Origin of the sequence: Caulobacter sp. UC70_42, assembly GCF_044056025.1 — a bacterium.
In the GTDB taxonomy this organism is placed as follows: Bacteria; Pseudomonadota; Alphaproteobacteria; order Caulobacterales; family Caulobacteraceae; genus Caulobacter.
Window position 1 is genome coordinate 826,199 of sequence record NZ_CP171994.1, and the last position, 26,295, is coordinate 852,493.

Annotated in this window: 21 protein-coding genes and 3 pseudogenes; 5 read left to right on the forward strand and 19 right to left on the reverse strand. The window is 67.4% G+C overall.

Annotation, left to right across the window (positions count from 1 at the left end):
* Positions 1 to 4: 4 nt before the first annotated feature.
* The 3 genes and pseudogenes from ptsP to ACHMW8_RS04260 form a co-directional block, all read right to left on the reverse strand.
* A pseudogene (ptsP, locus tag ACHMW8_RS04250) lies at positions 5 to 2,523 on the reverse strand (phosphoenolpyruvate--protein phosphotransferase).
* Positions 2,524 to 2,547: 24 nt separating this feature from the next.
* Positions 2,548 to 4,830, reverse strand: a complete 2,283-nt coding sequence (locus tag ACHMW8_RS04255) for a family 20 glycosylhydrolase (protein ID WP_395444853.1) — start codon at positions 4,828 to 4,830, stop codon at positions 2,548 to 2,550.
* Between the two features lie 144 nt (positions 4,831 to 4,974).
* Positions 4,975 to 7,642: pseudogene (locus ACHMW8_RS04260) on the reverse strand (TonB-dependent receptor).
* Between the two features lie 125 nt (positions 7,643 to 7,767).
* Here ACHMW8_RS04260 and ACHMW8_RS04265 point away from each other — a divergent pair.
* From ACHMW8_RS04265 to nagA, 4 genes are all read left to right on the forward strand, one after another.
* Entirely contained in the window at positions 7,768 to 7,836 is a 69-nt protein-coding gene (locus ACHMW8_RS04265) for a hypothetical protein (protein ID WP_125155823.1), read from the forward strand.
* A 79-nt stretch (positions 7,837 to 7,915) separates the two neighbouring features.
* Entirely contained in the window at positions 7,916 to 8,656 is a 741-nt protein-coding gene (locus ACHMW8_RS04270; RefSeq protein ID WP_125155230.1) for a GntR family transcriptional regulator, read from the forward strand.
* A 38-nt stretch (positions 8,657 to 8,694) separates the two neighbouring features.
* A complete protein-coding gene (locus tag ACHMW8_RS04275; RefSeq protein ID WP_395444854.1) occupies positions 8,695 to 9,786 on the forward strand; it encodes an SIS domain-containing protein in 1,092 nt (363 codons plus the stop codon).
* Positions 9,786 to 10,922: an N-acetylglucosamine-6-phosphate deacetylase gene (gene nagA, locus ACHMW8_RS04280; protein WP_395444855.1), complete on the forward strand. Its 1,137-nt coding sequence runs from the start codon at positions 9,786 to 9,788 to the stop codon at positions 10,920 to 10,922. The genes ACHMW8_RS04275 and nagA overlap by 1 nt, the downstream gene beginning before the upstream one ends.
* 80 nt (positions 10,923 to 11,002) lie before the next feature.
* Here the strand turns inward: nagA and ACHMW8_RS04285 are convergent, their stop codons facing one another.
* The 15 genes and pseudogenes from ACHMW8_RS04285 to ACHMW8_RS04355 all read right to left on the reverse strand — a co-directional run bounded on the left by ACHMW8_RS04285 (position 11,003) and on the right by ACHMW8_RS04355 (position 23,880).
* Positions 11,003 to 11,740 carry a TonB-dependent receptor domain-containing protein gene (locus ACHMW8_RS04285; protein WP_395444856.1) on the reverse strand — a complete coding sequence of 246 codons (738 nt, stop codon included), beginning with the start codon at positions 11,738 to 11,740 and terminating at the stop codon, positions 11,003 to 11,005.
* A gap of 31 nt (positions 11,741 to 11,771) precedes the next feature.
* Positions 11,772 to 12,284, reverse strand: a pseudogene (locus tag ACHMW8_RS04290) (TonB-dependent receptor domain-containing protein); the annotation flags it as partial.
* Complete coding sequence (locus ACHMW8_RS04295; RefSeq protein ID WP_395444857.1) at positions 12,227 to 13,630, reverse strand: TonB-dependent receptor plug domain-containing protein; 1,404 nt, start codon at positions 13,628 to 13,630, stop codon at positions 12,227 to 12,229. The pseudogene ACHMW8_RS04290 and the gene ACHMW8_RS04295, both read right to left, overlap by 58 nt.
* A gap of 451 nt (positions 13,631 to 14,081) precedes the next feature.
* On the reverse strand, positions 14,082 to 14,552 hold the full coding sequence (locus ACHMW8_RS04300; RefSeq protein WP_395444858.1) for a chemotaxis protein CheE: 471 nt from the start codon (positions 14,550 to 14,552) through the stop codon (positions 14,082 to 14,084).
* Positions 14,549 to 15,151, reverse strand: coding sequence for a response regulator (locus tag ACHMW8_RS04305; protein ID WP_125155225.1), 603 nt, complete (start codon positions 15,149 to 15,151; stop codon positions 14,549 to 14,551). Before ACHMW8_RS04305 ends, ACHMW8_RS04300 begins: the two co-directional genes overlap by 4 nt.
* A gap of 7 nt (positions 15,152 to 15,158) precedes the next feature.
* The gene (locus ACHMW8_RS04310) at positions 15,159 to 15,539 is read right to left on the reverse strand and encodes a chemotaxis protein CheU (protein ID WP_125155224.1); all 381 of its coding nucleotides are present in this window, start codon (positions 15,537 to 15,539) and stop codon (positions 15,159 to 15,161) included.
* 5 nt (positions 15,540 to 15,544) lie between these two features.
* Entirely contained in the window at positions 15,545 to 16,111 is a 567-nt protein-coding gene (locus ACHMW8_RS04315) for a chemotaxis protein CheD (protein WP_125155223.1), read from the reverse strand.
* Complete coding sequence (locus ACHMW8_RS04320; RefSeq protein ID WP_010918325.1) at positions 16,108 to 16,497, reverse strand: response regulator; 390 nt, start codon at positions 16,495 to 16,497, stop codon at positions 16,108 to 16,110. Before ACHMW8_RS04320 ends, ACHMW8_RS04315 begins: the two co-directional genes overlap by 4 nt.
* Positions 16,498 to 16,500: 3 nt before the next feature.
* On the reverse strand, positions 16,501 to 17,535 hold the full coding sequence (locus ACHMW8_RS04325) for a chemotaxis response regulator protein-glutamate methylesterase (RefSeq protein WP_395444859.1): 1,035 nt from the start codon (positions 17,533 to 17,535) through the stop codon (positions 16,501 to 16,503).
* Complete coding sequence (locus ACHMW8_RS04330; protein WP_125155221.1) at positions 17,535 to 18,413, reverse strand: protein-glutamate O-methyltransferase CheR; 879 nt, start codon at positions 18,411 to 18,413, stop codon at positions 17,535 to 17,537. Before ACHMW8_RS04330 ends, ACHMW8_RS04325 begins: the two co-directional genes overlap by 1 nt.
* Entirely contained in the window at positions 18,413 to 18,880 is a 468-nt protein-coding gene (locus ACHMW8_RS04335; protein ID WP_125155220.1) for a chemotaxis protein CheW, read from the reverse strand. Before ACHMW8_RS04335 ends, ACHMW8_RS04330 begins: the two co-directional genes overlap by 1 nt.
* Positions 18,881 to 18,883: 3 nt before the next feature.
* Positions 18,884 to 21,172, reverse strand: a complete 2,289-nt coding sequence (locus ACHMW8_RS04340; protein ID WP_395444860.1) for a chemotaxis protein CheA — start codon at positions 21,170 to 21,172, stop codon at positions 18,884 to 18,886.
* Between the two features lie 85 nt (positions 21,173 to 21,257).
* Positions 21,258 to 21,623: a response regulator gene (locus ACHMW8_RS04345; RefSeq protein ID WP_062095129.1), complete on the reverse strand. Its 366-nt coding sequence runs from the start codon at positions 21,621 to 21,623 to the stop codon at positions 21,258 to 21,260.
* Positions 21,620 to 21,907, reverse strand: coding sequence for an STAS domain-containing protein (locus ACHMW8_RS04350; RefSeq protein WP_125155218.1), 288 nt, complete (start codon positions 21,905 to 21,907; stop codon positions 21,620 to 21,622). Before ACHMW8_RS04350 ends, ACHMW8_RS04345 begins: the two co-directional genes overlap by 4 nt.
* Complete coding sequence (locus tag ACHMW8_RS04355; protein ID WP_125155217.1) at positions 21,907 to 23,880, reverse strand: methyl-accepting chemotaxis protein; 1,974 nt, start codon at positions 23,878 to 23,880, stop codon at positions 21,907 to 21,909. Before ACHMW8_RS04355 ends, ACHMW8_RS04350 begins: the two co-directional genes overlap by 1 nt.
* Before the next feature lie 344 nt (positions 23,881 to 24,224).
* Between ACHMW8_RS04355 and ACHMW8_RS04360 the strand changes: the two genes are divergently transcribed.
* Positions 24,225 to 24,536, forward strand: coding sequence for a hypothetical protein (locus tag ACHMW8_RS04360; protein ID WP_099444777.1), 312 nt, complete (start codon positions 24,225 to 24,227; stop codon positions 24,534 to 24,536).
* A gap of 104 nt (positions 24,537 to 24,640) precedes the next feature.
* Here the strand turns inward: ACHMW8_RS04360 and ACHMW8_RS04365 are convergent, their stop codons facing one another.
* The gene (locus ACHMW8_RS04365) at positions 24,641 to 26,236 is read right to left on the reverse strand and encodes a methyl-accepting chemotaxis protein (RefSeq protein ID WP_395444861.1); all 1,596 of its coding nucleotides are present in this window, start codon (positions 26,234 to 26,236) and stop codon (positions 24,641 to 24,643) included.
* Positions 26,237 to 26,295 lie beyond the last annotated feature (59 nt).

Below are 26,295 nucleotides of genomic sequence, written 5' to 3' on the forward strand. Positions count from 1 at the left end.
GGGTTCAGGCTCCGAAGGATTTCACGAGGGCGCGGACCGCCTCGGGCGAGGCCTGGTCCAAGGCCTGGGCCGCGAGGCCACGGCAAGCTTCAAGAGAAAGGCCACGGACCCGGGCCTTCACCTCGGGCGCGATCGAGGCCGTGGTCGAAAGCTCGGTCACCCCCAGGCCCAGCAGGATCGGGGTGGCGGCGACGTCGGACGCCAGCCCGCCGCAGACGCCGACCCACCGATGATGCCTGGCCGCGCCCTTGCAGGTCTGGTCGATCATCCGCAGCACCGCCGGGTGCAGGGCGTCGATGCGGGCCGCCAGCTCGGGATTGCCCCGGTCCATGGCCAGCACGTACTGGGTCAGGTCGTTGGTGCCGATCGACAGAAAGTCGGCCTCGGCGGCGAGCAGGTCGGCGGTCACAGCGGCGGCCGGGGTCTCGATCATCACCCCCAGCTCGACCTTGTCGGCGACGCCCATCTCGCGCTTGGCCTCATCCAGCACGGCGCGGACGGCGCGCAGCTCGTCCAGGCTGGCGATCATCGGGACCATGATCTTGCACTGACCGAGTGGTCGAACACGCAGGATGGCCCGCAACCGAGTTCTTCAGCAGATGCGGACGCCACAGGCTGACGCGGACCCCGCGCAGGCCCAAGGCGGGGTTCTCCTCGGCCGGGATCGGCAGGTAGGGCGCGGCCTTGTCGCCGCCGACATCCAGGGTGCGGATGATCAGCGGCTTGCCCTCCAGGGCCGAGGCGATGGCCTGGTACTGGCGAGCCTGCTCGTCCTCGTCGGGCGGGGTCTCGCGGTCCAGGAACAGGAACTCGGTGCGCAGCAGGCCCGAGCCCTCTGCGCCATTGGCCAGGGCGGCCAGGGCGTCGTTCAGCGAGCCCGTGTTGGCGAAGACCTCGATACGGACGCCGTCCTTGGTCACGCAAGGATCGTGCGCGGCGGCCTGGGCGGCGGCCTTGCGCGCCTGACGTTCGGCCAGGGCTGTCTGGGCGGCTTCGAGGGCCGGCGCGTCGGGCGCGACACGCAAGACCCCGCTGTCGGCGTTGAGGATCAGCGTCGCGCCGTCCTTGACCTTGAGCAGCGCGCCGCCCAGGGCGACCATCGCCGGGATGCCCATTGCGGCGGCCAGGATGGCGACGTGCGAGGTCGGGCCGCCGCGCGCGGTGGCGAAGCCAGCCACGGCGCTGGGATCGACGCCCATCAGCTGCGAGGGCAGCAGTTCGTCGGCCAGCAGGATCGAGCCGGGCGGCAGGACCGGGCCTTCATCCTCTTCACCCGACAGGGCGCGCAGCACCTGGCGTTCAAGATCCACGAGGTCATCGACGCGTTCGGCCAGGCGGCGGTCGCCCAGGCCGCGCAGAGCCTCGACATAGCCGCCGACCGCCTTGCGCCAGGCGAAGCCGGCGCTCTTGCCCTCGCCGATCAGGCGGCGGGCGCCGCCCCCCAGCTCGGGGTCTTCCAGAAAGGCCAGGTGGGCGCCGAGGATGGCCTTGCGGGCCTTGTCCCCCTTGGCGGCGTTCTTCTCGATGCGAGCGCGGACCACGTTCGAGGGCGGCGGCCAGAGCGGCCTCCTCGTGGGCGGTCCCCTCGCCCTGCTCGCGCACGACGATGTCGGCGGCGGCCAGGCGCACGGCCTTGCCGATGGCCAGGCCCGGCGCAGCCAGTACGCCCTTCAGCACGCCATCGCGCGGCAGTTCGACCGGCGCGGTCGGCTCCGACGTCACGGCGGCCGGCGCGGTGGCGAGGCCATCGGCGGGAACCGACCCGCCTTCGCCCATGCCGCCCTCGATTAGTTCAGCCACCGCCCGGATCGCCGCCTCCGCGTCCATGCCGGAAGCCACGACTTGGATGGTGTCGCCGTGGCGGATGGCCAGGGACATGACGCCGACCGGGCTCTTGGCGCTGGCGCGGCGGTTGACCGCCACCAGGGCGACTTCGGCCACGAACTTGCGGGCCGTCTCGGCGATGCGGGCGGCCGGACGGGCGTGAACGCCGTGGACCAGGGGAACAATGACCGCGCGCGCGACCTCGCCGTCGCTCACCAGGCCGGCGGCGGCCGTTCCGCCGATCGGCGCCAGCTCCATCAGGAAGTCGCCGACCGACACCTCGAGGTCCTGGTCGCGGCGGACGATCTCGAAGGCGTCCGGATTGGTGATCACCACGGGGGTGATCAGGCTTCGGGCGCGCTGGGCCAGGAGGTCGATGTCAAAGCCCAGCAGCTTGTCGCCGGCCTTCACGCTCTGGCCTTCCTTGACGAAGACGCTGAAGCCTTCGCCATTCAGGGCCACGGTCTCAAGACCCACGTGCATCAGGATCTCGGCCCCGTTGGCCGCGCGCAGGGTCACGGCGTGGCGGGCGCGGTGGACGGTGGCGACCACCGCGTCGCAGGGGGCGTGCAGGGTCGAGCCGAACGGATCGATGGCCAGGCCGTCGCCCAGCATCCGCTCGGCGAACACCGCGTCGGGGGTCTCGTCGAGCGGCGCGATCCAGCCCTTGAGCGGCGCGGAGAGTACGAGGTTGGACACGGGGCGCTACTCTGTCTGGAACGCTTATTGGGACTTCAGGGTCACGCGCTCGATCACCCAGAAGGGATCGAGGGTCTTCGAGGTGAAGGTCAGGCACAAGTCCGCCTGGCCCGCGCGGGCGGGCAAGCGGGCGGTGACCGTCGACAGGCCCGGATTCCTGGCGGCGTCGCCCAGCGGGATGGCGGCGATGCGCTCGCCCGTACAGCCTAGCCGCACCTCCAGCTCTCCGCCTGGCGTGGCGGGCGGGTGGAGCGGAATGTTGTCGCGGTCCTTGCCGACCTGGAAGTTGAACGGGATCTGGGTGATCCGCGCGGTCAGCACCGCGCCCTTGTCCAGCTTGGCGCCTTCCCAGATCCAGCAGGGGTTGAAGATGTCGACATACATCATCGGCCGCTTGTCGAAGGCGGCGGGCGCGTCGTCGATCAGCGTCAAGGGCACCTTCTCGGTGCAGGCCTTCAGCTGGCCACTGACGCGAGTGTCCAGCAGGGCCGGCGTGATGGTCCAGGACCGCGCGCGGCCCAGGGCCTGGCCTTCGACGAAGGTCTGGGCCTTCACCGTCGCGCCGCTGGTCAGCGCCAGGGCGCCCGCATAGACGCTGGAGGCCGCCGTCGGGGCCTTGCCGTCGGTGGTGTAGCGTATCTCGCCGACGCCAAGGCCGGTCGAGAGAACCAGATTGGTCTTGCCGCTCTCGCCCTCCGACGGCGAGCCTTGCGGCTCGAACGGCACGGTGTTCGCCGCGACGCCCAGGATCTTCAGGCGGGCCATCTCGGCCGGCAACCGGCGGGCGAAGTCGTCCCAGTTCGCGTCCGCTTCAGACGACCAGCCGCGCTCGGCCAGGGCCACGGCGCGCGGGAAGGCCATCAGCTCCATGCGCTGGTCGGTCTGCATGTGCTCGGTCCAGACATTGGCCTGGACGCCCAGGATGTGCTCGCGCTCGTCCGGGGTCAGCTGGGCCGGGGCCGGATCGAAGGCGTAGACGTCCTTCAGGCTGGAGACGTGGCCGCGACCGGTCGGCTCTTCCGGCGACTGGCTCTGGCGGTTGTCGAGATAAAGCACCGGATGCGGCGACAGCACCGTGTCATGGCCCTGCTTGGCGGCGGCGATGGCGCCGTCGATGCCGCGCCAGGACATGACCGTGGCGTTGGGGGCGAGACCCCCTTCCAGGATCTCGTCCCATCCGATCAGGCGGCGGCCGCGCTTGTTCAGCGACTTGCCGACCCGCTGAATGAACCAGCTCTGCAGCTCATGCTCGTCCTTGAGCCCCAGGTCCTTGATCTTGGCCTGGATCCTGGGGCTGGCCTTCCACTGATCCTTGACCGCCTCGTCGCCGCCGACATGGATGAAGGTCGAAGGGAAGATGTCCATCACCTCGTTCAGCACGTCGTCGAGAAAGGCGAAGGTCGCGTCGTCGGTGTTGTAGAGCCAGGGGAACACGCCCCAGTCGCCCATCTTGCTGGCGTCCGGCGCGGCCGTGCCGAGCGAGGGGTAGGCGACGATCGGCGCCAGGGCGTGCCCGGGAGTCTCGATCTCCGGCACCACGGTGATGTTACGGGCGGCGGCGTAGGCCACCAGCTCACGGGCCTGATCCTGGGTGTAGAAGCCCCCGTACTTCGGATAGCCGCGCGCCGCGCCCGGATCGGTGCGCCAGGCGCCGACCTGGGTCAGCTTCGGATACTTCTTGATCTCCAGCCGCCAGCCCTGGTCGTCGACCAGGTGCCAGTGGAAGGTGTTGAGCTTGTGGGCCGCCATGGCGTCTATGACCGCCTTCAGCGTGTCCAGCGACTGGACGTGGCGCGCGCTGTCGACCATCAGGCCGCGCCAGGCGAAGCGCGGGGCGTCCTCGATCGACGCGGCGGGCAAGGCGACCGGCCCCTTGGCCGCGTCCGGCGTCGCCAGCTGCCACAGCGACATGGCGCCGTAGAACAGGCCCGCGCGCCTGGCGGCGGCGATGGTGACGGATGTCGGCGAGACGTCCAGCTTGTAGGCCTCGCCCGCAGGTCCTTCGCGGGTCAAGACGATGGCGGGCTCGCCGGCGGCGGGCGCCCCCTCGATCACGCCGGGCTTGAAACCGCGAGAGCGCTGGATCAGGTCGGCGAGTTGGGTGGCGACACCCTTGGCCTCGACATCACCCTTGGCGACGTGGATGCGGGTGGCGGCGGACAGCTGGAAGGCCCCTTCGGCGCGAACCGCCTTGGCCGGCGCGGGGGTCAGGGTCAGGCCGGCGGAGTCGGCCAGGGCGCTCGTCGCGAGCGCGGAAGCCAGAACAACCGCCGAAACGGCGATGGTGCGCAGCGGAGTCTTGGTCACGCGGCCTCGCGGGGGAACAGGCGGCAAAAAGCGGGCGGGACAGCCAGGCCGCCCCGCCCCAGCTCCATGCTTGCAGTCAGGAGGGGTTCGATCAATGCGCCGTGGTGGCGGAGGCCCCGTGAGGAGCCCCCGCCGCCGAGCGGCCTAGAAGGCCACGTTCAGCGTGGCCTGCAGCTTGCGGCCCGTGCGATAGACGCCGCGCGGCAGGGCCGTGGTGTTGGCGTAGGCGTAGTACTCGCTGTCCAGCAGGTTCTGGCCGGACACCGACATGGTGATGTTCTGGTTGATCGCGTAGCCGACCGTCGCGTCCAGCGTCTTCGACGCCTTGACGAACATGTCGTCGCCGCGGTCGACGCCCGTGAAGTACTTCGAGCGCCAGTTGAACGTCGCCCGGGCCGAGAACGGACCATGTTCGTAGAAGGGGCTGACGTTGATCTGGTTCTTCGAGTTGTACGGCAGCGGCGCCCCGCCCTGGCCGGAGCCGTCGGCGTAGGTGTAGTTGGCCAGCAGGCCGAAACCGTAGGCGAAGTTCTGCTGGTAGGCGACCGCCAAGCCCTTCACCTCGGCCGAGCCCGCGTTGAACGGACGGCTGATCTGATAGGTCGTGACCTTGCCTTGCGACTGGTTGAAGTACGATTCCGGCTGCGTGCGGGTCAGGATGTAGTTCGAGATGTCCTTGTAGAACACTTCGGCCGACAGGATCGCTTGCGGCTGGAAGTACCACTCGGCCGAGGCGTTGACGTTGCTCGACTTGTAGGGCTCCAGGTTCGGATTGCCGCCGCCGCCCGTCAGGATGCCGTCCGACAGCCAGAAGTAGTTGGTCATGTCGGCGTAGTTCGGGCGGGCGATCACCTGGGCGGCCGCGAAGCGGAACACCAGGTCCTCGCGGGCGTCGACGATGATGTTCACGCTCGGCAGGACGTTGTCGTAGCTCTTCTTCGTCGTCGCCCAGGTCCAGTCGGCGGCGGCGTTGCAGGCCGCGCCGGGCTTGCAGACATAGCCGGCGCTGTCGACCGAGGTCTTCACGTAGCGGACGCCGAAGTTGCCGCGGACGTTGTCGGCCTTGAAGTTGGCCTGGGCGTACAGCGCGTCGATGTTTTCCTGGATGTTCCAGTTGCCGGCCGTGAACTCGGCGGCGGCGAAGATCGACGGCTTGGGCATCGAGGCGCCCGGAGCCAGCCACTTGCCGCTGTCGACGTACGAGACCATCGACTGGCCATCGATGCGGAAGCGGTTCGCCATCTGCTCGCCGACGCCGTCGAAACCCTTCAGATAGTTGCTGGGCACGGTCGACGGGTCGAACAGCGAGGCCGGGGCCGCGACGCCGGTGATGGCGATGCCCGAATACTGCTGGCCGGTCTGGTGCTCACGACGCTTGTAGCCGACCTGGACGCGCTGGATAACGCCGTCGAAGTCCTTACCCAGGTCGAGCTGGGCGTACTTCTCCTCGTCGCTGGTTGGCTTGCTGACCAGGTTGCCGCTCCAGCCCGGATCGGTCGCGAAGGCCGACGGATTGCCCATGACGTTGGTCGTGTAGGTCAGGCTGCCGGGGCTCTTGGGCGCGCCGGAGATGTCGACGGTGTAGTTGGCCCAGTTCAGGAACTCGAGGAACACCTGACGCTTGGTGCCGCCGTCGGCGGTCGACTTGCCGATCTCGCCCGACAGATCCCAGCCGTCGGCCTTGTACTGGCCCTTCAGGTGGTAGGTGTCGGAGTTCAGCTCGGCTTCGCGGTACTGCACGTCCAGCACGCTCAGCGCGTTGTTGAACGAGGCCTTGGTGACGACGCCGTTATTGACCGTCAGGTCCGTCAGGGCGCCCAAGCTGTTCCAGGTGTTGCCCTGGAAGGCGTACATCGACTGGTTGGTGTTGTCGTAGTCGGCCTTGATCTTCATCCAGTTGAAGTCGAACGACAGGGCGTCGGTCGGCTTCCACTGCAGGGCCGTGGTGTAGGTGGTGCGGGTGCGGTCCTGCTCGAAGTACGAGGCGCCGAAGGCGTTCGGGCTCCGGGCCGTCAGGTTCGAGGTCAGGGTCGTGGCGCACGAGCCGGTGCAGCCCTTGGTCCGCGAGTCGACCGGGTTGTCCGGATTGCCGCCGGCCCACTGGTTGGCGGCCATGGTGCCGTAGCTCTCGACGCCGTCGCGACGCAACTGGTCCTCGGCCCGCTGGACCGAGAAGCTGGCGCCGAAGGTCTGGGCGTCGTTCTTCCAGCTCAGGAGCAGCGAGCCCTGGGCGTCGCCCTTCTTGGAGCGATCATTGTAGAGATAGCTCACCGCGCCAGCAACGAGGCCGGCCTTCAGATCCAACGGCTTGCGGGTGTTGACGATGACCGTGCCGCCGATGCTGCCTTCGTCGATGCGCGCTTCGGGCGACTTGAAGACCTCGACCTTGCCGACGATCTGCGGGGCCAGAAGGGCGTAGTTGAACGTGCGACCCGGAGAATCCAGGATGAACCAGTCGGCGGACGCCACGGTCTGGCCGTTGAGCAGAGTGCGGTTCAGCGCCGGGTCGGTGCCCAGGATGCTGACCTTCTCGCCTTGACCGAAGGCGCGGTCGACGGTGACGCCGGGCACGATGGTCAGGGCTTCGGCGACGTTGCTGCTCGGGAACTTGCCCACATCCTCGGCGGTGACGACGTCGACGATGGCGTCGGCGCGGCGCTTGGAACTCGATGGACTGCAGCAGCGAGGCGCGGATGCCGGTGACAACCACCTCTTCCACGGCGGTGTTGTCTTGCGCGAAGGCCGGCGCGGCGGCCATGACGGCCAAGGCGCTGACTGATACAGCCAGCACGGATTTGCGGAAATTAAACATAACTCGGCTTCTCCCCATTTTTGCCGGGCCTACTGGACCGGAGCCGAACCCCGAAGCCCAATGTGATACCAATTTTCCGGGATGTTCCGCAGAAAGTGGCGCTTCTCAGGCCTCGGAAGAGAACTGTGACGGAAATTTTTCGGATGACAAGGCCAAAAAGAAACCAATTGCAGACCACGTTCTTATTGGTATGAAAATGGTCATATGCTATTCAACGCTCACTGAGGGGCGCCGCCGGTTTGCGCGGAGAAATCTGGTCGGGGGAGGCTGTAAATGACGTTTGCTGAACGGATCGGGCGGCTCGACACCGCCGATCATGCCCCCCTCTACAGGCAGCTGCAGCGCGCCCTGCGCGAGGCCATCCAGAAGAAGGTCTTGGCGCCCGACGACGCCCTGCCGGCCGAGCGCGATCTGGCGGACGAGTTCAGCGTCTCGCGCATCACGGTTCGCAAGGCGCTGGACGGCCTGGTCAGCGAGGGCCTGCTGACGCGCCGCCAGGGCGCGGGCACCTTCGTCGCCGCGCGCGTCGAGAAGAGCTTTTCCAAGCTCTCGTCCTTCACCGAGGATATGATTTCGCGCGGACGCGTGCCGCGCAGCGAATGGATCAGCCGCGCCGAGGGCCAGGTGACTCCCGAGGAGTCGCTGACCCTGGGGCTGTCGCCCGGCACGCCGGTCTATCGTTTCGCCCGGATCCGCTACGCCGACGGCGCGCCGATGGCCGTGGAGTACACCACGATCGCCGCCTTCGCCCTGCCCTCCACCGAAGTGGTCGGCGTCTCGCTGTACGAGGCGCTGGAGAGCACCGGCCACCGGCCCGTGCGCGCCCTGCAGCGCCTGCGCGCGGTGTTGTTCCAGGCCGAGCAGGCCGACTTGCTGGGCGTGCCCGTCAAGGACGCCGGTCTACTGATCGAGCGGCGCGGCTTCCTGCGCGACGGCCGGGCGGTGGAAGTCACGCAATCCTACTATCGCGGCGATGCGTACGATTTCGTCGCGGAACTGAACTCACTGTCGTGAGCGCCAGTCCCGAGCGTTTGGAGTCTGAGGAGTAAAGTTTGGAGGCGACCGTCTTGACCCGTCCCGAGACCCCCGCGCAGACGCGGCCCGGCGCCCGGAATCTCGCGCCAGAGTCCACGCGCATGTTCCTGGAAGCCAGCCAGGCATCGGAGGTCACGGCGATCCAGCTGGCCGCCAACGCCCGCAAGATCGAGGCCCTGGCCGAGCGCCTGCGCGCCAACCCGCCGCGCGTCGTCGTCACCTGCGCCCGGGGCAGCAGCGACCACGCCGCGACCTTCGCCCGTTATCTGATCGAGACCAAGGCCGGGGTGTTGACCTCCTCGGCCGGTCTGTCGGTCAGCTCGGTCTATGACGCCTCGCCCAACCTGGAAGGCGCGCTGGTTCTGGCCATCTCGCAGTCGGGCAAGAGCCCCGACCTGCTGGCGGCCATGAAGGCGGCCAAGGCCGCCGGCGCCTATGCGGTGGCCCTGGTCAACGTCGTCGACTCGCCTCTGGCCGAGCTGGCCGATGAGGTGATCCCGCTGCACGCCGGCCCCGAGCTCAGCGTCGCGGCCACCAAGTCCTACATCGCCGCTCTCGTGGCGATCACCCAGCTGATCGCCGCCTGGACCCAGGACGATGCGCTGACCCAGGCGCTATCGGCCCTGCCGGCCGCCTTGGCCGAGGCCTGGACGCTGGACTGGACCCCGGCCGTCGAGCGCTTGAAGCCGGCCCGCAATCTCTATGTCCTGGGGCGCGGCGTCGGCTTCGCGGTCGCCCTGGAGGCGGCCCTGAAGTTCGAGGAGACCTGCGGCCTGCACGCCGAGGCCTTCAGCGCCGCCGAGGTGCTGCATGGTCCGATGGCCCTGGTGAAGGCGGGCTTTCCGGCCCTGGTCTTCGCCCAGAACGACGAGAGCCGCGCCAGCGTCGACGAGATGGCCGAAGGCCTGCGCGAGCGCGGCGCCGATGTCCTTTTGGCCGGGCCCGGCGCCCCCACGCCAGGCGCGCTGCCGACCCTGGCCAGTCATCCGGTCCTCGAACCGATCCTGATGATCCAGAGCTTCTACCGAATGGCCAATGCGCTTTCGGTCGCGCGCGGCTACGATCCCGACAGCCCGCCCCACCTCAACAAGGTCACTGAAACCGTCTGATGCAGGCTGCACTTGTAAATGGCCGCGTCCTGACGGAAGCCGGCGTCGTCGAAGACAAGGCCATTCTGATCGAGAACGGCGTGATCGCCGCGATTGTCGACGCTGGCGCGATTCCGGCCGGCGCGCGAGCCCACGACCTGGCTGGCGGCCTGCTGGTTCCCGGCTATATCGACACCCAGGTCAATGGCGGCGGCGGCGTGCTGTTCAACGACTCACCCACGCCCGAGGCCATCGCCGCGATCGGCGCGGCCCACAGGGCCTATGGCACGACCGGCTTCCTGCCGACCCTGATCAGCGACGACCTCTCGGTGGTCGACCAGGCCATGCGCGCCACTGAGCAAGCCATCACGCAGGGCGTGCCCGGCGTGCTGGGCGTCCATATCGAAGGCCCGTTCCTCAACCCCAAGCGCAAGGGCATCCACGACGAGGGCAAGTTCCGCGTCATCGATGACGAGGCCCTGGACCTGCTGACCTCGCTGAAAGTCGGCAAGACCCTGGTCACCCTGGCTCCCGAGCGCACCACGCCGGACATGATCAAGCGCCTGGCCGACGCCGGCGTCCGCGTCGCCGCCGGCCATACCAACGCGCTCTACAAGACCATGCGCCAGGCGCTGGACCATGGCCTGACCGGCTTCACCCACCTGTTCAACGCCATGTCGCCGCTGACCAGCCGCGAGCCGGGCGCGGTGGGCGCGGCGCTGGAGAGCCAGACAGCCTGGGCCGGAATCATCGTCGACGGCCGCCACGTCGATCCGGTGACTCTGAAGATTGCCCTGCGCGCCCGGCCGCTCGACCGCTTCATGCTGGTGACCGACGCGATGCCGACCGTGGGCATGACCGACAAGCGCTTCGTCCTGCAGGGTCGCGAGATCGTCGTGCGCGACGGCGTCTGCGTCGACGAGAACGGCACCCTGGCCGGCTCGGACCTCGACATGGCCGGCGCGGTGCGCAACGCCATCGCGCTGCTGGGCGTCAGCCTGGAGGACGCCGTGATGATGGCCTCGGCCGCCCCTGCGGCGTTCCTGGGCCTCGAAGGTCAACGGGGAAGGATCGCGCCCGGCTTCGCGGCCGACCTCTGCCTGCTCGACGACGCGCTCAACGTCACGGCGACCTGGATCGACGGGGTCGCCAGGTAACCCTCCGCTCCGGCCGTCCCCGCAAAGAAAAAGGCCGCCGGTCACCCGGCGGCCTTTCCCGTTCACGCCTTGCGGCGTGACTACATCTTGTAGCGGACCCCGAACATGATGGTCCGGCCGAAGTGGTTGTATTCGTAGTTGCGATCAGCCGCGAGGTCGGTGAAGCGGTCGCGGTACTCGTCCGTCAGGTTCACGCCTTCCAGCGAAACCTCGAAGTTGTCGTTGAGGCGATAACGCATCGAGGCGTCGACATTGACGGAGCTGTTGTAGCCCTCGAACACGTTGCCGGTGTCGCTGGCGGCGTCGATATAGCCGCTGCGATAGGCGATCGAGGCCCGAGCGCTGAACTTGTCGGCCTCGTAATAGAGCGTGGCGTTGACCGCGCGCTTGGACAGGTCGAACAGCGACGCGCTTTCGTTACGCGCGACCAGGATCGGGAAGTTGCCCGTCGCGGTCGGGGCGGCGGTGGCCGCGCCATTGACCCGATAGTCGACGTTGGAGTCGACCAGCGTCAGGTTGGCGATGCCGCCGAAGTTCGACCAGAAGCCCGGCAGGAAGCTGAACGGCCCCTGCACGGCGAACTCGACGCCCTTCAAGGAAGCGCCCTTGCCGTCGATCGTGGTGCCGATCGTCCAGGGACGCCCTTCGGGATCGGCCGCCGCCGGCGAGCTGGCCAGGATCAGCGAAGTCGGCAGACCGGTCGACGCGTAGGTGCCCTGCACCGAAGTGCTGAGCGGGAAGCTGGCGATGTCCTTCTTGAAGACCGCGATCGAGAAGATCGAACTCGCGGGCGAAGTACCACTCGACCGAAGCGTCATAGGCCTTGGCGCGATAGGGCTTCAGCTGCGGGTTGCCCGAGGTGACCCGATAGTTGAAGCCGTCCACCGAACCGCCGGGCGTCAGCGAGCTTAGGTTCGGGCGGGTCATGACCTTGGCGGCCGAGGCGCGCAGGATAACCTTTTCCATCGGATAGAGCACCAGGTTAGCCGCCGGCAGCCAGTCGTCGTAGCTGCGATCCACGGTGACGGTCTGGCCGCTGTTGATGCCGGTCGAGGTCTGCTCGGTCTTCACGTACCGCACGCCGGCGTTCAGCGCGTAGTCGAGATCGCCGATCTGGCTCTTCACGTCCATTTGGACGAAGGCGCCGGTGTCCTTCTCAGTGACGGCGCGGGTGTTACCGGCCTGCTGGATGAGAGGACGGCTGTAGAGATTGACCAGGGCCGCGGCCGCGTCGAGGTTCGGAGCCGCCCAGCTGGTCGTCGTGCCAGCCGGCGCCTCCGCGCCGGTCAGGGTGAAGTTCGTGGTCAGCGCCGAGGTGACCGGCGCCCATAGGTTCCGGCCGCGCAGGTGAAGGCCGCGCAGTAGGTCGAATCGCGGGCCCCTTCGCGCAGGTTCAGATCGAACTGACGGAACGACGCTCCCCCCTTCAGCGTGATCGCATCGTTCATCGCCCAGTCGCCATTCAGGCCAACGGTCTTGAACTTGTTGGTGTTATTCGACGGACGGTCGCGGAATTCGGCGAACTGGAAGTTCGTCGGATCGCTGATGCTGGTGCCGAACGCCAGCACCGGCTTCTTCATGTTGGTGTAGTCGTAGCTGTAGCCGGTGGCGTCCCGGTCGTCGAAGATGATCGTCGTCTCATACGGAATGTCGGCGTCAGACTTCGAGAAGCCGGCCAGACCCTGGATCTTGAACCGGTCCGAGAACTCGTGGGTCAGGTTGGCGCCGAGTTGGTAGAACGTGGTGTCCAGCTTGCGCTCGTAGTGCTCCAGGCGCACCCAGGCGTTGTCGAACGTGCCTTTGATCAGGTTGTTGTTGCTGTCCAGCGTGTAGTCGCGGACGTTGATCGAGCGCTCGTTGGAGCGGAACAGGACCTCGGCCCACTTCTCGTTGCGGGTGGCGCTGTACTTCGAATACAGGCCGTCGATCGACAGCTTGGTGCGGTCGGTCGGCGCATACTGGAAGCTGCCGGTCAGCCCCAGGCGCTCGCGATCATGGGTGACCTGGCCGTAACGCGGAATGCGAGGATGGAAGGCCAGCGCCACTTCGTTACAGGCCGCGCTGGGCACGTAGGAGCCGCCGCTGTTTTGCGTGGTGAAGCAGTTGGTCGAGCCCACGCGGTTGAAGCGGGCCTGGGCCCAGCGCACCGTGTTGTTGGTCGACTCGATCTGTTCCTGCTGGGAATAGGCGGCCGAGATCGACGCGCCCCACTTGCCGCTCGGATGACGGTAGTTGACCAGGCCGGCCAGGCGCGGACCGAGATCCTTGCTCAGGCTGTTGTATTGGCCCTGCGCGCTGAGGGCGAGCGTGAAGCCGTCCTTCCCGGCCAGCGGATTGCCGGTGTTCAGGTCGACGACCGCGCCCAGAGAGCCTTCGTCGAGCGAAGCCTCGGCGGTCTTGTGGACGACCAGCGAGCTGAACAGCTCCGAAGCGAAGACGTTGAAGTCGAAGCCGCGCTCGCGGTTGGCGCTGGCGCCGTCCGAGGTGGTGGCGACGGCTTCCATGCCGTTGACCCGCACGCGGGTGAAGCGCGAGCCGAGGCCGCGGACGGTGATGGCGCGGCCTTCGCCGCCGTCGCGGACGATCGAGATGCCCGGAACGCGTTGCAGCGACTCGGCGAGGTTCTGATCGGGGAACTTGGCGATGTCTTCGGCGACGATGACATCGACCGACGAGACCGAGTTCGCGCTTGGCGTTGAGCGCGGCATCGAGCGACTTGCGGAAACCGGTGACCACGATGGCCTCGACTTCGTCGGCCGGCGGGGCCGCGACTTGGGCGTCAGCCGTCTGCGCGGTCGCCGCGCCGGCGAACGCCATCGCCAGGGCCAAAGCGCCGGCGGACACGCCGTATTGCAGGGCGCGCACGCGTCCCGTGATTTTCTTGGACATAGAACCTCCTCCCGATGAGACCATTTGGAGACGGCGTTACCGCCGCCCTTGGCCTTCGTTCCGGCTTCGCGTCCTTCCCACGAAGCCGTCCTCCGGCCATAGATCTTGATTTTTGCCACCGGTGTCAGAAGCAGACACTCGTTTTTGACACCGGTATCAGAGCACTAACAAAGCGATTAGCGGCCGACAAGGCCACAAAGCGGACACAACCCTTCAGACTGTTGCAGCCGTTGCGTTTCCGACACATGGGACGGTTGGTCGCGGGGCCCGTCAGACCTCGTCGGGACGGTGGTGACTGACCTGATAGAGGCCTTCCAGCATCGCGTCGCGCTGATCCGCCGGCAGCTGGGCGCCCATGGCCCGCAGCAGCTTCAAGGCGTTGAGATGCACGTCGACCGCGTCCCAGCGCCAGACCCCGGCTTCCGCCAGGCTGTCGGCCAGGGTGCAAAGCGACACCGCCGCCTTGTCGACCCCCGTGTCGGAGACGAAATGCCCGACGTCGATGATCCGTGAGCTGAGCAGATAGAGCCCCTCGAACGGCTCATGCTCGCGGTCTTCGGCGCCCTTGCAGAAGCGGCGCTCGATCTCGGCCAGCGTTTCGTCAAGCGCGGCCAGCGAGGCCTCGCGCAGGCTCTCGACCCCCGCCTCGGCGGCGACGAGGGCGTCCTGGGCCAGGATGCCGCCCCGCTCCTTGATCATGTTGGCCAGGCGGTTGGGGGGACGGAATTTACGGACGGTCATATCTGCACCTTCGCTGGGCGCATCAGGTTGGCGATTTCATCATCCGACATGTTGGGCGTCTGCGCATCGCCCACCTCCGCCGGGAGGTCATCCTTCCGCCGTCCGTCCGTCCCCGGCGGGGGTCCCTCGTGCTTGAAACGTCGATCGGGCCCGATGTAGCTGTCGCACTCGATGAAGGCTCGCTCTTCCCGGGCCACCCAGAAGATGCGCTCCAGCAGAACCTTGGGCGTGATCGGCTTGGCCACCACATAGTTCGACCCCGCGTCGCGCAGTTTGAAGATCTGCGAGGTGCGGGTGTGACCCGTGACCAGGATGACCGGGACATAGCGGTTGTTCTCGCCGCCTTCCTTCCGCAGCCACTCTATGAACTCTATGCCGTCGGTGACGGGCATCTGCACGTCGCTGATGATCAGATCGAAGGTCTTGGTGCGGATCAGCGCCTGGGCGTCCGCTACGCTTTCGGCGCGGAACAGCTGCTTGACGCCGAAGCCGGAGACCACCTGCGACAAAATGTCCAATGAGGCGCCGTTATCGTCCAGGACCAGAACCGTGGCCTTTTCGAGATTGATCCGCGTCGAGGGCAGGAGCGGGTCGGCCATCGCGCGCCTAGAAGAAGTCGAGTTCGCCGGGGTCGGCGCGCTCGCCCTGCCGCTCCTCGGCGCGCAGCCTCACGACCATGTCTGAAAGGCCCAGGCCGCTCAGCAGGGGCTCGATCGAGACGTTCCATTCTCCGGAGGCGTGCTGGCCGATGCGCTCGAGCACCTCGGACAGGCCGTGCAGGCGCTGGCTCAGTTCGTCCAGCGACTGCAGGCGCGTCAGGTTCTCCAGCGTCGCCCCGCCCTTGGCGAGGTCGCCAGCCAGGTGCTCGCAGTCCCGGCACAGGGCCGCGGCCGAGGCCAGCTCCACCGCCAGGCGTCGCGACAGCTCCCCGACCGGCAGGTGCTCGGTCGGTGCGATCGTCGGCGTCTGGAGCGGCAGCGCGGTCATCAGGCTCAGAACAGATCCACGTCGCCGCTGGCCACCGCCGGCATCGGCGGCGGAACGGGACGGCGGACATCCTGCGGCGCGTTGTCGACCGCCACCAGACGCTGGCGCACGCGCCCCGAGGTGGGCCAGAACTCGACGCGACGGGCCGAGACCCCGCCGGTGCTGGACGAGACGATCGGGATGCCTTCGTCGCGCAGGAAGCGTTCGGCGAAGGCGGCGTTGCTGGCGCCGACGTCCGAGAGACCGTCGAACAGCTTGGCCCCGCCGAAGATCTTGGCTTCCATCCGCTCGCGGCGGGCGCCCTTCTTCAGCAGATCGTTGATCAGCACTTCCATGGCGTAGGCGCCATAGCGCACGGCGTCGCCGCCGGTGCGGCCATCGCCCGAATCCGGCAGCAGGAAGTGGTTCATGCCGCCGACACCGGCTTGCGGATCGCGGATGCACGCGGCGATGCACGAGCCCAGCACCGTGGTCATCACCACCTGAGGGTCGCCGGTCACATGGCTTTCGCCCTGGGTCACGTGAACCTTGACCGCCCGTTCCGTGTCGTCGTTGTGGGAGAATGGCGTCATGTCAGCTGCCCGAACACTTGTTCGATCTTCTCTTTCAAGCCCTGAACCGTGAACGGCTTGACGCAGTAATTGTTGACGCCGAACTGCACGGCGCGCTGGACCAGCTCGCGGTCGGCGCGGCCCGTCAGCATGACGAAGGCGGTCTGGCGGATCGGCGGGTGCGAGCGCACCGCGCGCAGCAGCGCCAGGCCATCCATCTTCGGCATGTTGAAGTCCGAGATGACGAGGTTGGCGGGCTTGGCCAGGAGGTTCTTGAGAGCCTCCTCGCCGTCCGGCGCCTCACGGATGTCCTTGAAGCCGATCTGCTGCAACGCATTGCGGATCAGAGCCCGCATGGTGAGCTGGTCGTCGACCACGAGTACGGAGATGGTGCTAGCTTGCGGCATGGTTCATCGCCTCGCGGAGGCCAGATCGAGGATGGATTGGCCCATGTGGGACAGGGAGACCTGCTTCTCCACAGCGCCAATTTCGAAAGCGGAGCGCGGCATGCCGTAGACGACGCAAGAAGCTTCGTCCTGGCCCAGCGTCCTGGCGCCGGCCTTGCGCATGGCCAGAAGGCCCTGGGCGCCGTCGCGGCCCATGCCGGTCAGGATGGCCCCGACCGCCTTGTCGCCGACAGCGTTGGCCACCGAGTTGAACAGCACGTCCACCGAAGGACGGTGGCCGCTGACGGGGTCGCCCTGGACCAGGCGGCAGCGCAGGCCGGCCGAGCGAACGACCTCCAGGTGCGCCACGCCGCCGGGGGCGACGTAGACCTTGCCGGGTTCCAGCAGGGCGCCGTCGACGGCTTCCTGCACCTTGGCCCCGCTGGCGCGATCCAGGCGCGCAGCGAAGCTGGCGGTGAAGGTCGCCGGCATGTGCTGGGTGATGACCGTCGGCGGGCAGGTTTCGGGGAACAGGGTCAGGATCGACAGCAGGGCTTCCACCCCGCCGGTCGACGAACCGATCGCCACGATGTCGCCCGACGGCATGAAGTCCTTGCGCCGCACGGGCGCGGCCGCCGGCGCGGCGCCGGCGTTGGTGCGGACCGAGGCGCGGGCGGCGATCTTCACCTTGGTGACGATCTCGGCCAGGGCTTCCTGGGTTCCGGTGGCGTCGGCAGGCTTGCCCACGCAATCCACCGCCCCCAGCTCCAGGGCCCGCAGCGTCATCTCGGCGCCGGCCTGGGTCAGGGTTGAGACCATGACCACCGGCATCGGCCGCAGGCGCATGATCTTCTCGAGGAGCTCGATGCCGTTCATGTTCGGCATCTCGATGTCGAGCGTGACGACATCGGGGTTCAGGGCCTTGATCATGCCCCGGGCCTCGAACGGGTCGCCGGCGCCGCCGACCACCTCGATCTCCGGGTCGCGATTGAGGGCCGCAGTGATCAGGCTCCGCATGGTGGCGGAGTCGTCGACGACGAGAACGCGAATCTTCGGCATCAGCGGCCCACCTTCCGATAGGCGGTCAGGCCGCAGCTTTCGAACGCGGTGACGTTGGCGCCCACGCGCTCGGAATGGCCGACATAGAGACGGCCGCCCGGCGCGAGGAGCGGCGCGAAGCGGCTCCAAACGCGTTCCTGGGTAGGTTCATCGAAATAGATCACGACATTCCGGCAGAAGATTGCGTCAAAAGGCCCCTTCATAGGCCATGACGGACCGTTGAGATTTAGTTCCCGGAACGCGACCAGGCTGCGGGCCGCGTCGCAAACGCGCCAGGCGCGTCGATCCGAGGCGTCGCGCTCGAAAAACTGGCTCCGGGCCGAGGCCGGGATCCCTTCCAGCAGCGATTCGTCGTAGACGGCCTCGCGACCGGTCGCCAGCACGTTGGTGTCGATGTCCGTGCCCAGGATCCGGATGTCCAGATCGGCCGCGTTCGGCCAGACCGACAGCACCGTGAAGGCCATCGAGTAGGGCTCCTGGCCAGACGAGCTGGCGGCCGACCACAGCCGCAGCCGCCCCCCGGCGCGCACCTTGTCGGCGACGGGCTCCAGCACGTTGGCGCGTAGGTCGTCGAAGTGGTGCGGCTCGCGGAAGAAGCGCGTGACGTTGGTGGTCAGCGCCCGGAGCATCTCCTGGCTCTCGTCCTGGCCCTTGTCGCTGGCGACAAAGGCGCAGTACTCGGTGAAGGTCCGCAGACCCAGGGTCCGCAAACGCTTGGCCAGACGCGAATAGACCAGCGTCGCCTTGCTGTCGGGCAGGCTGATGCCGGCCAGGTCGTACAGCAGCGCGGCGATGCGCTTGAAGTCCTGGGTCGTGAACGCGAACTCGCCATCGACGATGGCTTCGCGACGTTCTGAGGTGGAAGCGAAACTCGTCATCAGGCGGCCAGGGCCTCCCGTTCGGGCAGGATGCGGTCCAAGGAGATCTCGCTGATCATGCGGCCCTCGATCGAGATGATGCCGCGCACGAAGTTGCGGACGGTGTCGCAGGCCATGTCCGGGGTGGGCTGCATCATGTCGTCGTTGATCGACAGGATGTCCGACACCGCGTCGACCAGCAGGCCGACGGTGCGGTCGCCCGCCTTGACCACGATGAAGACGCTCCGGACGGTCGGCTCGATCACCGGCATGCCCAGACGGCAGGCCAGATCCATGATCGGCAGCACCGCGCCGCGCAGATTGATCACGCCGCGCATGAAACCGGGCGACTGCGGAAGCACCGTGGCCGGGCTCCAGCCGCGGATCTCTCGAACCGCCATGATATCGACGCAGTACTCCTGGTCGCCGACGCGAAAGGAGATCAGTTCCCGGCGGTCAATGCCTGTGGCGGTGGCATGGTCGGTCATGACTTACTCCGCGGCGATGAGGGTGGGTTCTGTGGGGCGAGGCGCGCCGCCTTCGCGGCGACGCATGGCGATCGTCGCATCGACGTCGAGGATCAAGGCCACGCGGCCATCGCCCAGGATCGTCGCGGCGGCGACGCCTTCGACCTGCTGGTAGTTCTGCTCCAGCGACTTGATGACGACCTGGCGCTGGCCATGGATCGCGTCGGCCACCAGGGCCGCGCGAGAGCCGTCCTCGCCCTCGACCAGCAGCACGACGCCGTCGGTCGGGTTGGGGCTATGGTCGCGGTAGCCGAGCGTCAGGCCGACGTCGATCAGCGGCACGAAGCTGTCACGGACGGCCAGCACCGAGCCTACCGGCCCCAGCGGGCGAACCTCTTCCGGCTTCGGACGCAGGCTCTCGACGATGGCGGCCAGCGGCACGACCAGGGTCTCGCCGGCCACGTCGACCACCATGCCGTCCAGGACCGCCAGGGTCAGCGGCAGGCTGAGGGTGAAGGTCGAACCGTGACCCGGACGCGAGGTGATCGAGATGCGGCCGCCCAGGGCCTGGACCGAGCGCTTGACCACGTCCATGCCGACACCGCGTCCCGACACGTCCGAGATCTTGTCGGCGGTCGAGAAGCCCGGAAGGAAGATCAGGTTGTCGATTTCTTCGTCGGTCAGGGTCAGGTCGGGCGAGATCAGTCCCTTCTTGACCGCGATCGAGAGCACCCGCTCGCGGTTGATCCCCTTGCCGTCGTCCGAGACCTCGATGACGATCCGGCCGCTGCGGTGCAGGGCCGCCAGACGGACCACGCCTTCGGGATTCTTGCCGGCCGCCTTGCGCTCCTCGGGGCTTTCCAGCCCGTGGTCGATGGCGTTGCGCAGCATATGGGTGATCGGGTCGGACAGACGCTCGATAACCGTCTTGTCGACCTCGGTGTTTTCGCCGTCCATGACCAGACGGGCCTGCTTGCCCGTCATGTTGGCGACTTCGCGGACCAGACGCGGCATGCGCTGGAAAACCGACTTCACCGGCTGAGCGCGGATGGCCATGACGCTGTCCTGGATCTCGCGGGTGAGCTGTTCCAGCTCATCCAGACCCATGGCCAGGTTGGAGGACGGGGCGATGCCATACTCGCCGACGCGCTGCGCCAGCATGGCCTGGTTGATGACGAGTTCGCCGACGAGATCGATCAGGCGGTCGATGCGCTCCGGATCGACGCGGATGACCGACTGCCCGGGACCTGGGACCTCGACCTGCGTGGCCTTCGGCGTCGGGGCGGCGGGCGCGGCGGGCTTGGCGGCCTCAACGACAGGCGCGTGGGCCGGCGCGACGGCCGCGACCTCGGCGACGGGCGCCAAAGCCGGTTCGGGGGCGTGAATTTCGATGACGGCCGGAGCGGCGGGCTCGACGGCCGTTTCAGGGATGGCCTCGGCGGCGGTCAGCAGCGAGGCCAGGGCGTCCTCGACCGCGGCTTCGCCACGGGTGATTTCCAGGTCGCAGTCACCGTCGACGAACTCGAAGACTTCGCGGATCGCGGTCTCGTCCTCCTCGGTCTCGAGGCGGACGCTCCAGGTCACGAAGGCGGCTTCGGGATCCAGGTCTTCCAGGGCCGGCAGGGCGCGATCGTCCAGCGTCGCCTTGATCGGACCCAGGCGGTTGAGCTCGCGCAGCAGCAGCGCCGTCTCGTTGGCCTTGCGGTAGAGGTCCGACTTCGGACGGATCGACACCGTCCAGACATTGGCGGGGATCAGGTCGGCGTCGGCGGCCTGCGCCTCGACCGAGATGGTCTGGGGCACGAAGACGAAGCCGAGATCGTCATCATCCATCGCTTCGTCGGCGGCCGCGTCGGAAGCAATCGTGGTCGGAGCCGGAGCGGCGTTCTCGATGACCGGAGCGGCGGCCGCCGGAGCGGGCGCGGCGTTCGGGTCGGTCCAGGTTTCCAGCTCGGCGGCCATGGCGGCCGAGGCGGCCATGTCGACATCGCCCAGGCCGCGCGCGGCGCTGACGTGGTCGGCCAGAATGTCGGAAGCGCGCAGCAGGACAGCCGCCAGCTCGACCGTATTGGGCACCGAACCGGCGCGCACGGCGTCCAGCAGGGTCTCGAACACGTGGGCGAAGCGCACCAGCGGCTCGAGGCCGAAGGCGCCGGCGCCGCCCTTGATCGAGTGGACGGCGCGGAACACGGCGTTGACCGTTTCGCTGTCGCCGGCCCCTTCCTGCATGGCCAGGAGACCGCCTTCGAGGTCGGCGAGGAGCTCCTCGCATTCCTGGAAGAAAGTAACCTTGATGGCCTCTAGCTCGTCCATGTCCCGTACGTCCTAATTCGCGTCTAGCAACGGGTAGTCAAAATTCGGTACGCGGTACTTGGGCCTGGATCAGCCGGCCCCGGACCTAGGCGGCGACGCGGCGGATGGCGTCGACCAGCTTTTCCGGGTTGAACGGCTTGACGATCCAGCCCGTCGCGCCGGCTTCACGAGCCCGCTGCTTCTTCGCCGGGTCGCTTTCCGTGGTCAGGACCAGGATCGGGATGGCGCGATAGTCGTCATCGACCCGCACCGCCTCGATGAAGCCGAAGCCGTCCAGCTTGGGCATGTTGATGTCCGTGATGATCACGTCGGGGCGATGGGCGGAGAGAACCTCCAGGCCATGTTCGCCGTCGACCGCTTCGACCACGTTGAAGCCGGCGCCGGCCAAGGCCATGCGCAGCATGTCCCGCATGGTGCGGGAATCGTCGACCGTGAGAATCGTACGCGTCACGACTCAGCTCCTTGGAATTCCGCCGAGAGGAGCGCCCCTTCGGCGCCGAAAAGACGGGTGGTTTCGACAAAGGCCTCGGAAGGCCCCTTGATGGAAAAGGCTTGCCCGTCCTGGTCCCACGCCTTGCGGGCGGCCAGCAGAACCTGCAGGCACAGGCCGCCGAGGCGACGGACCTGATCGGCTTCCACGGTGATCGCCGCGCCGCGGCGTTCGAGGAAGGCGGCCTTGAGAGGGGCCGCGGCCTTCAGATCCAGGGTTTCGGGCAGCGCGATCGCGGCGGCCATCAGAATTCCTCCCAACCATCCGTGGCGGGGGCCTGAGCGACAGCCGCCGAACCACTGCTCCGGCCCGGACGGGCGAAGGTGTTCAGGCGGGCCTGCTGCTCGGCCACCGGGTTGCGCGCCGGAGCGTGCTGCGCCGCGTCGGCCATCGCCGGGCGGGTGTAATTTGAAGCGCCGTTCCCAACTTGGAAGCGGGCCATCAGGCGCACCAGTTCACCGGTCTCGCCTTTCAGCGAGTGCGTCGCGGCGGTCGATTGCTCGACCATGGCGGCGTTCTGCTGCGTGACCTGATCCATCTGGTTCACGGCCGTGTTGACTTCATTCAGACCGGTCGCCTGCTCCGCGGCCGAAGCCGCGATCTCGGTGACCAGAGCGTCGATCTCACCGACCTTCGCCACGATCCGTTGCAGCGCCTCGCCCGTCTGGCCGACCAGGCTGACGCCTTGGCTGACCTGCTGGGTCGAGCTGGAGATCAGAGCCTTGATCTCCTTGGCCGCTTCGGCCGAGCGCTGAGCCAGGGCCCGAACTTCCTGGGCGACGACCGCGAAGCCGCGGCCGGCTTCGCCCGCGCGCGCGGCCTCGACGCCGGCGTTCAGGGCCAGAAGGTTCGTCTGGAAAGCGATCTCGTCGATCACCCCGATGATCTGGCTGATCTGCTTGGACGAGTTTTCGATCTCCCCCATCGCCGACACTGCCTGATGAACGACCTGGCCGCTATGCGTCGCTTCGCCACGCGTCGTCGAGACCACGTCCGAAGCCTGGCGGGCGCCCGAGGCCGTGCGGCGCACGGTGGCGGTCAGCTCGTCCAGGGCGGCGGCGGTTTCTTCCAGGCTGGCGGCCTGCTGTTCGGTGCGGCGCGACAGGTCGTCCGACGCGTGGGCGATCTCGTCGGCGCCGGTGCGCAGGCCGTCGGTCGAGGCGGCGATGACCTTCATCGTCTCCTGCAGCGAACCCATGGCGCCGTTGAAGTCGTCCTTCAGCTTGCGGTACTCGCCGGGGAAGTCGGCGGTCACGCGGAAGGTCAGGTCGCCCGAGGCCAGCTTTTCCAGGCCCTGGGCCAGGTTGCTGACGACGGTCGAGGCTTCCTGAGCGGCGGCGGCGGCGGCGGCTTCCTTGGCGCGGCGTTCGTCGGCCGTGAGGGCGGCGGACTTTTCCTGCTCGGCGCGCAGCGTGTCGAGGTGCAGTTGGTTGTCGCGGAAGACCTTCAACGCCGTGACGATGGCGCCCAGCTCGTCGCCGCGCGTCAACTTCTCCAGGTCGATGGTGTTGTCGCCCTTCGACAGCTTGTCGGTGGCGCCGGCGATGTCGTTGATCGACTTGCGGGTCGTCATGACGGTGAACCAGGCCAGACCGCCGACAGCGGCGAGGGTGATTAGCGACATCACGATCGTAACGCTCATCGCGGCGGTCGCTTCGGCCTGACGCTTGGCGCTCTCGGCTTCGATGCGCTTGTTGGCGGCGTTGACGACCTGGTCGAGCGTGCCGGTCATCTTGGCGTACTGTTCTTCGAACGGCGCGATGAAGCCCACGGCCATGTTGAAGTCGACGCCGATCATGCCGCTGACCGTGTCGATGGCGCTGCGGCACTCATCGAGCTGCTTGATCAGTTCGACGATCTTGGGTTGTTCAGCCGCCGGCAGCTTGGCCTTGAGCGCGGCCAGCTCCTTCTTGATCGAGTCGGTCTCGGTCAGCACGGCGGCCATGCGAGCGTCATTCTTGGCGACGTCGATGTTACCGGCCTTGTGGGTCATGACGGTGTAGAGCTCACCGTTGACGTTCGAAATGCGCTTGGAAATCTTCTGGATTTCCAGGTTCTCGCGCATGTCCCTTTCAACGACCTGCTTCATGGCCGCCGACTGGCTTTTCTGAACGACGATGGCGCCGCCGGCCATGAGAGCCAGCATGAGCAGCGCGAAAGCCGGCGCAAAGCCGATTTTGATGATCAACGGCAGATCGACAAGACGGATCCGTTTCATCGCGAGGTCCCCTCCAACCAGCGCTCCGTGCCCACGGATCGCTAAACTGAAGCCGGATAATCCCGATAGATTCCTAACAACCTCTGACTTGGTTAAAGGGAATTCGATATAACCTTCACTTGCGGCCTCCAGACGGTCATTTGGCCGCAGGCCACGGGCGCGGCGTCTATAAGGAGGGGCTCCCATAGCGCGAGTCCCGCGAAGGCGAGGCGATGGTTACTCGGCAGTAAACTACAATATTATTTGGCGACTCGAACTCTCTTAACTCGCTTCTGCGAGAAAGCCCCTGCGTCCGATTGGCGCGTCGTCCACAGGACGTGACACTTTTACTTGGGAGCAGCGGGATGAAATATCCGATCGCTATTGCCGCGGGAATCGCTGGCAGCTTTTTCGTCGCTCAGGCCGCTTCGGCCGCCGGCGGTTTTGAAGACCAAATGGGCCGTTGCCTGCAGCAGTTCGCGAACACCCGCGACGCCGCCCAGGTGATGCTGGAATGCACCGCCGACGCCGGCAAGCTGTCGGACTGCAAGGTCGTCGACAACAGCGCCGCGGGCAAGGGCTTCGACAAGGCCGCCATGTGCATCGCCGAAAAGCTCCCCATGGGTGCCAAGACCGGCACTGTGAAGGTCCCGTTCCGCTTCCCGGGCGGCGCGTAAGCGTCAATCCCTTCCGGGGAACACATAACGCCCTCGCCGACACCGTCGGCGGGGGGCGTTCTGCTATTCGCAGGTCAAGATTCGCGTCTGCCCCGCGCCTTTACTCAGAACTCTTCCCACTCTTCCTTGAACGCCGCGGCCGCATTGCCTCGCGTCGCTGGAGCGGAGCCGCCGGGGCGGCTGATGGAGCGGGCGACAGGCGGCGCGCGCGTCGGCGTGGGCGTCGCCGGCGCGGCGGCCTTCTGGCGCGCCGAGATCGAGAATGTCGCCACCTGCTTGACCAGTTCCAACGTCTGACCCTTGAGGGAATGGGTCGCGGCCGTCGTCTGCTCCACCATGGCGGCGTTCTGCTGAGTGACCTGGTCCATCTGATTGACGGCCGTGTTCACCTCGTTGAGCCCCTGGGCCTGCTCCTGGGCCGAGCTGGCGATCTCCACGATCAGGGCGTCGATTTCGGCCACCTTGTCGACGATGCCGCGAAGGGCCTCGCCCGTCTGGCCGACCAGACCCACGCCGCGATCGACCTGGGCGGTCGAGCTGGCGATCAAGGTCTTGATCTCCTTGGCCGCGTCGGCCGATCGCTGGGCCAGGGCGCGGACTTCCTGCGCCACGACGGCGAAGCCGCGACCGGCCTCCCCCGCGCGCGCCGCCTCGACCCCGGCGTTGAGGGCCAGCAGGTTGGTCTGGAAGGCGATCTCGTCGATCACCCCAATGATATTGCCGATCGAGCGCGAGCTGGTTTCGATCTCGCCCATGGCGGCCACGGCCTGGTCGACGACGATGCCGGACTTCTCGGCCTCGGCCTTGGCGCCGATCACCACGTCCTGCGCCTGCTTGGCGCCGGCCGCCGAACGGCGGACGGTCGAGGTGATCTCGTCCAGAGCCGCCGCCGTCTCTTCCAGGCTGGCGGCCTGCTGTTCGGTGCGGCGCGACAGGTCGTCGGCGGCCTCGCCGATCTCGTCGGCGCCCGAGCGGATCCCGTCGGTGGCCTCGGCCACACGGCTCATCGCCTGCTCCAGGATGCCGACGGCGTTGTTGAAGTCGTCCTTCAGCTTCTGGAACTCCGGCGTCACTTCGGCCGACAGGCGGCCAACCAGATCGCCCTGGGCCAGGCGGTCCAGTGCGTCCCCCAGAGCCTGGACCACCGCGTTCTGGCTGGCCTCGTTGGCCAGGCGCACCGCCTCCAGGCGCTGGCGTTCGGCCTCGATGGTTTCCAGATAGATCGAGATGGCGAAGTCCATGTCCAGCATGACCGCCTTCATCAGCGCGCTCACCGCGTCGCCGGCCTTCGCCGCGTCGCCCTTGGCCATGAAGCCCTTGGGCCACTCATGGTCGATCGTGGCGCGGATCAGGTGCTCGCTGACCACCGCGTAGCCGCCGATGTACCAGCGCGGCTCCAGGCCGATGCGGGCGTGGGTCTGGCCGATGGCGCGCACGGCCTTGACGTAGGTGTCGTCGAACTCGGCGCGCGAGATCAGGTCCCAATGGGCCTGCTGGCGGCTCGAGGCGGACTGCATGTGCTTGTCGTCGGCGAAGAACTTGCGGGTCTCGGGCGTGGCGCGGACCTTGGCGTAGAAAGCATCCAGGGCGGGGCCGACATTGGCGCGGACGACGGGCTGAAGCGCGCGGAGGGCCGCTCGCGCCTTGTCGTCCAGACCCATGAAAGCCACTCGTTCACTGATCGCGTGATCCTGGCTCATGGCCGTCCTCGTTCTAAAATCCTGGGACAACCTCGTCTGGCATACTTAACGCCAGCTTA

Coding starts and splice junctions, on each gene's coding strand:
- ACHMW8_RS04270 (WP_125155230.1), top strand. CDS start 7,916: ATGACGTTTGCTGAACGGATCGGGCGGCTCGACACCGCCGATCATGCC.
- nagA (WP_395444855.1), top strand. CDS start 9,786: ATGCAGGCTGCACTTGTAAATGGCCGCGTCCTGACGGAAGCCGGCGTC.
- ACHMW8_RS04285 (WP_395444856.1), bottom strand. CDS start 11,740: ATGACGCTTCGGTCGAGTGGTACTTCGCCCGCGAGTTCGATCTTCTCG.
- ACHMW8_RS04295 (WP_395444857.1), bottom strand. CDS start 13,630: ATGCCGCGCTCAACGCCAAGCGCGAACTCGGTCTCGTCGGTCGATGTC.
- ACHMW8_RS04300 (WP_395444858.1), bottom strand. CDS start 14,552: ATGACCGTCCGTAAATTCCGTCCCCCCAACCGCCTGGCCAACATGATC.
- ACHMW8_RS04305 (WP_125155225.1), bottom strand. CDS start 15,151: ATGGCCGACCCGCTCCTGCCCTCGACGCGGATCAATCTCGAAAAGGCC.
- ACHMW8_RS04310 (WP_125155224.1), bottom strand. CDS start 15,539: ATGACCGCGCTGCCGCTCCAGACGCCGACGATCGCACCGACCGAGCAC.
- ACHMW8_RS04315 (WP_125155223.1), bottom strand. CDS start 16,111: ATGACGCCATTCTCCCACAACGACGACACGGAACGGGCGGTCAAGGTT.
- ACHMW8_RS04320 (WP_010918325.1), bottom strand. CDS start 16,497: ATGCCGCAAGCTAGCACCATCTCCGTACTCGTGGTCGACGACCAGCTC.
- ACHMW8_RS04325 (WP_395444859.1), bottom strand. CDS start 17,535: ATGCCGAAGATTCGCGTTCTCGTCGTCGACGACTCCGCCACCATGCGG.
- ACHMW8_RS04330 (WP_125155221.1), bottom strand. CDS start 18,413: ATGACGAGTTTCGCTTCCACCTCAGAACGTCGCGAAGCCATCGTCGAT.
- ACHMW8_RS04335 (WP_125155220.1), bottom strand. CDS start 18,880: ATGACCGACCATGCCACCGCCACAGGCATTGACCGCCGGGAACTGATC.
- ACHMW8_RS04340 (WP_395444860.1), bottom strand. CDS start 21,172: ATGGACGAGCTAGAGGCCATCAAGGTTACTTTCTTCCAGGAATGCGAG.
- ACHMW8_RS04350 (WP_125155218.1), bottom strand. CDS start 21,907: ATGGCCGCCGCGATCGCGCTGCCCGAAACCCTGGATCTGAAGGCCGCG.
- ACHMW8_RS04355 (WP_125155217.1), bottom strand. CDS start 23,880: ATGAAACGGATCCGTCTTGTCGATCTGCCGTTGATCATCAAAATCGGC.
- ACHMW8_RS04360 (WP_099444777.1), top strand. CDS start 24,225: ATGAAATATCCGATCGCTATTGCCGCGGGAATCGCTGGCAGCTTTTTC.
- ACHMW8_RS04365 (WP_395444861.1), bottom strand. CDS start 26,236: ATGAGCCAGGATCACGCGATCAGTGAACGAGTGGCTTTCATGGGTCTG.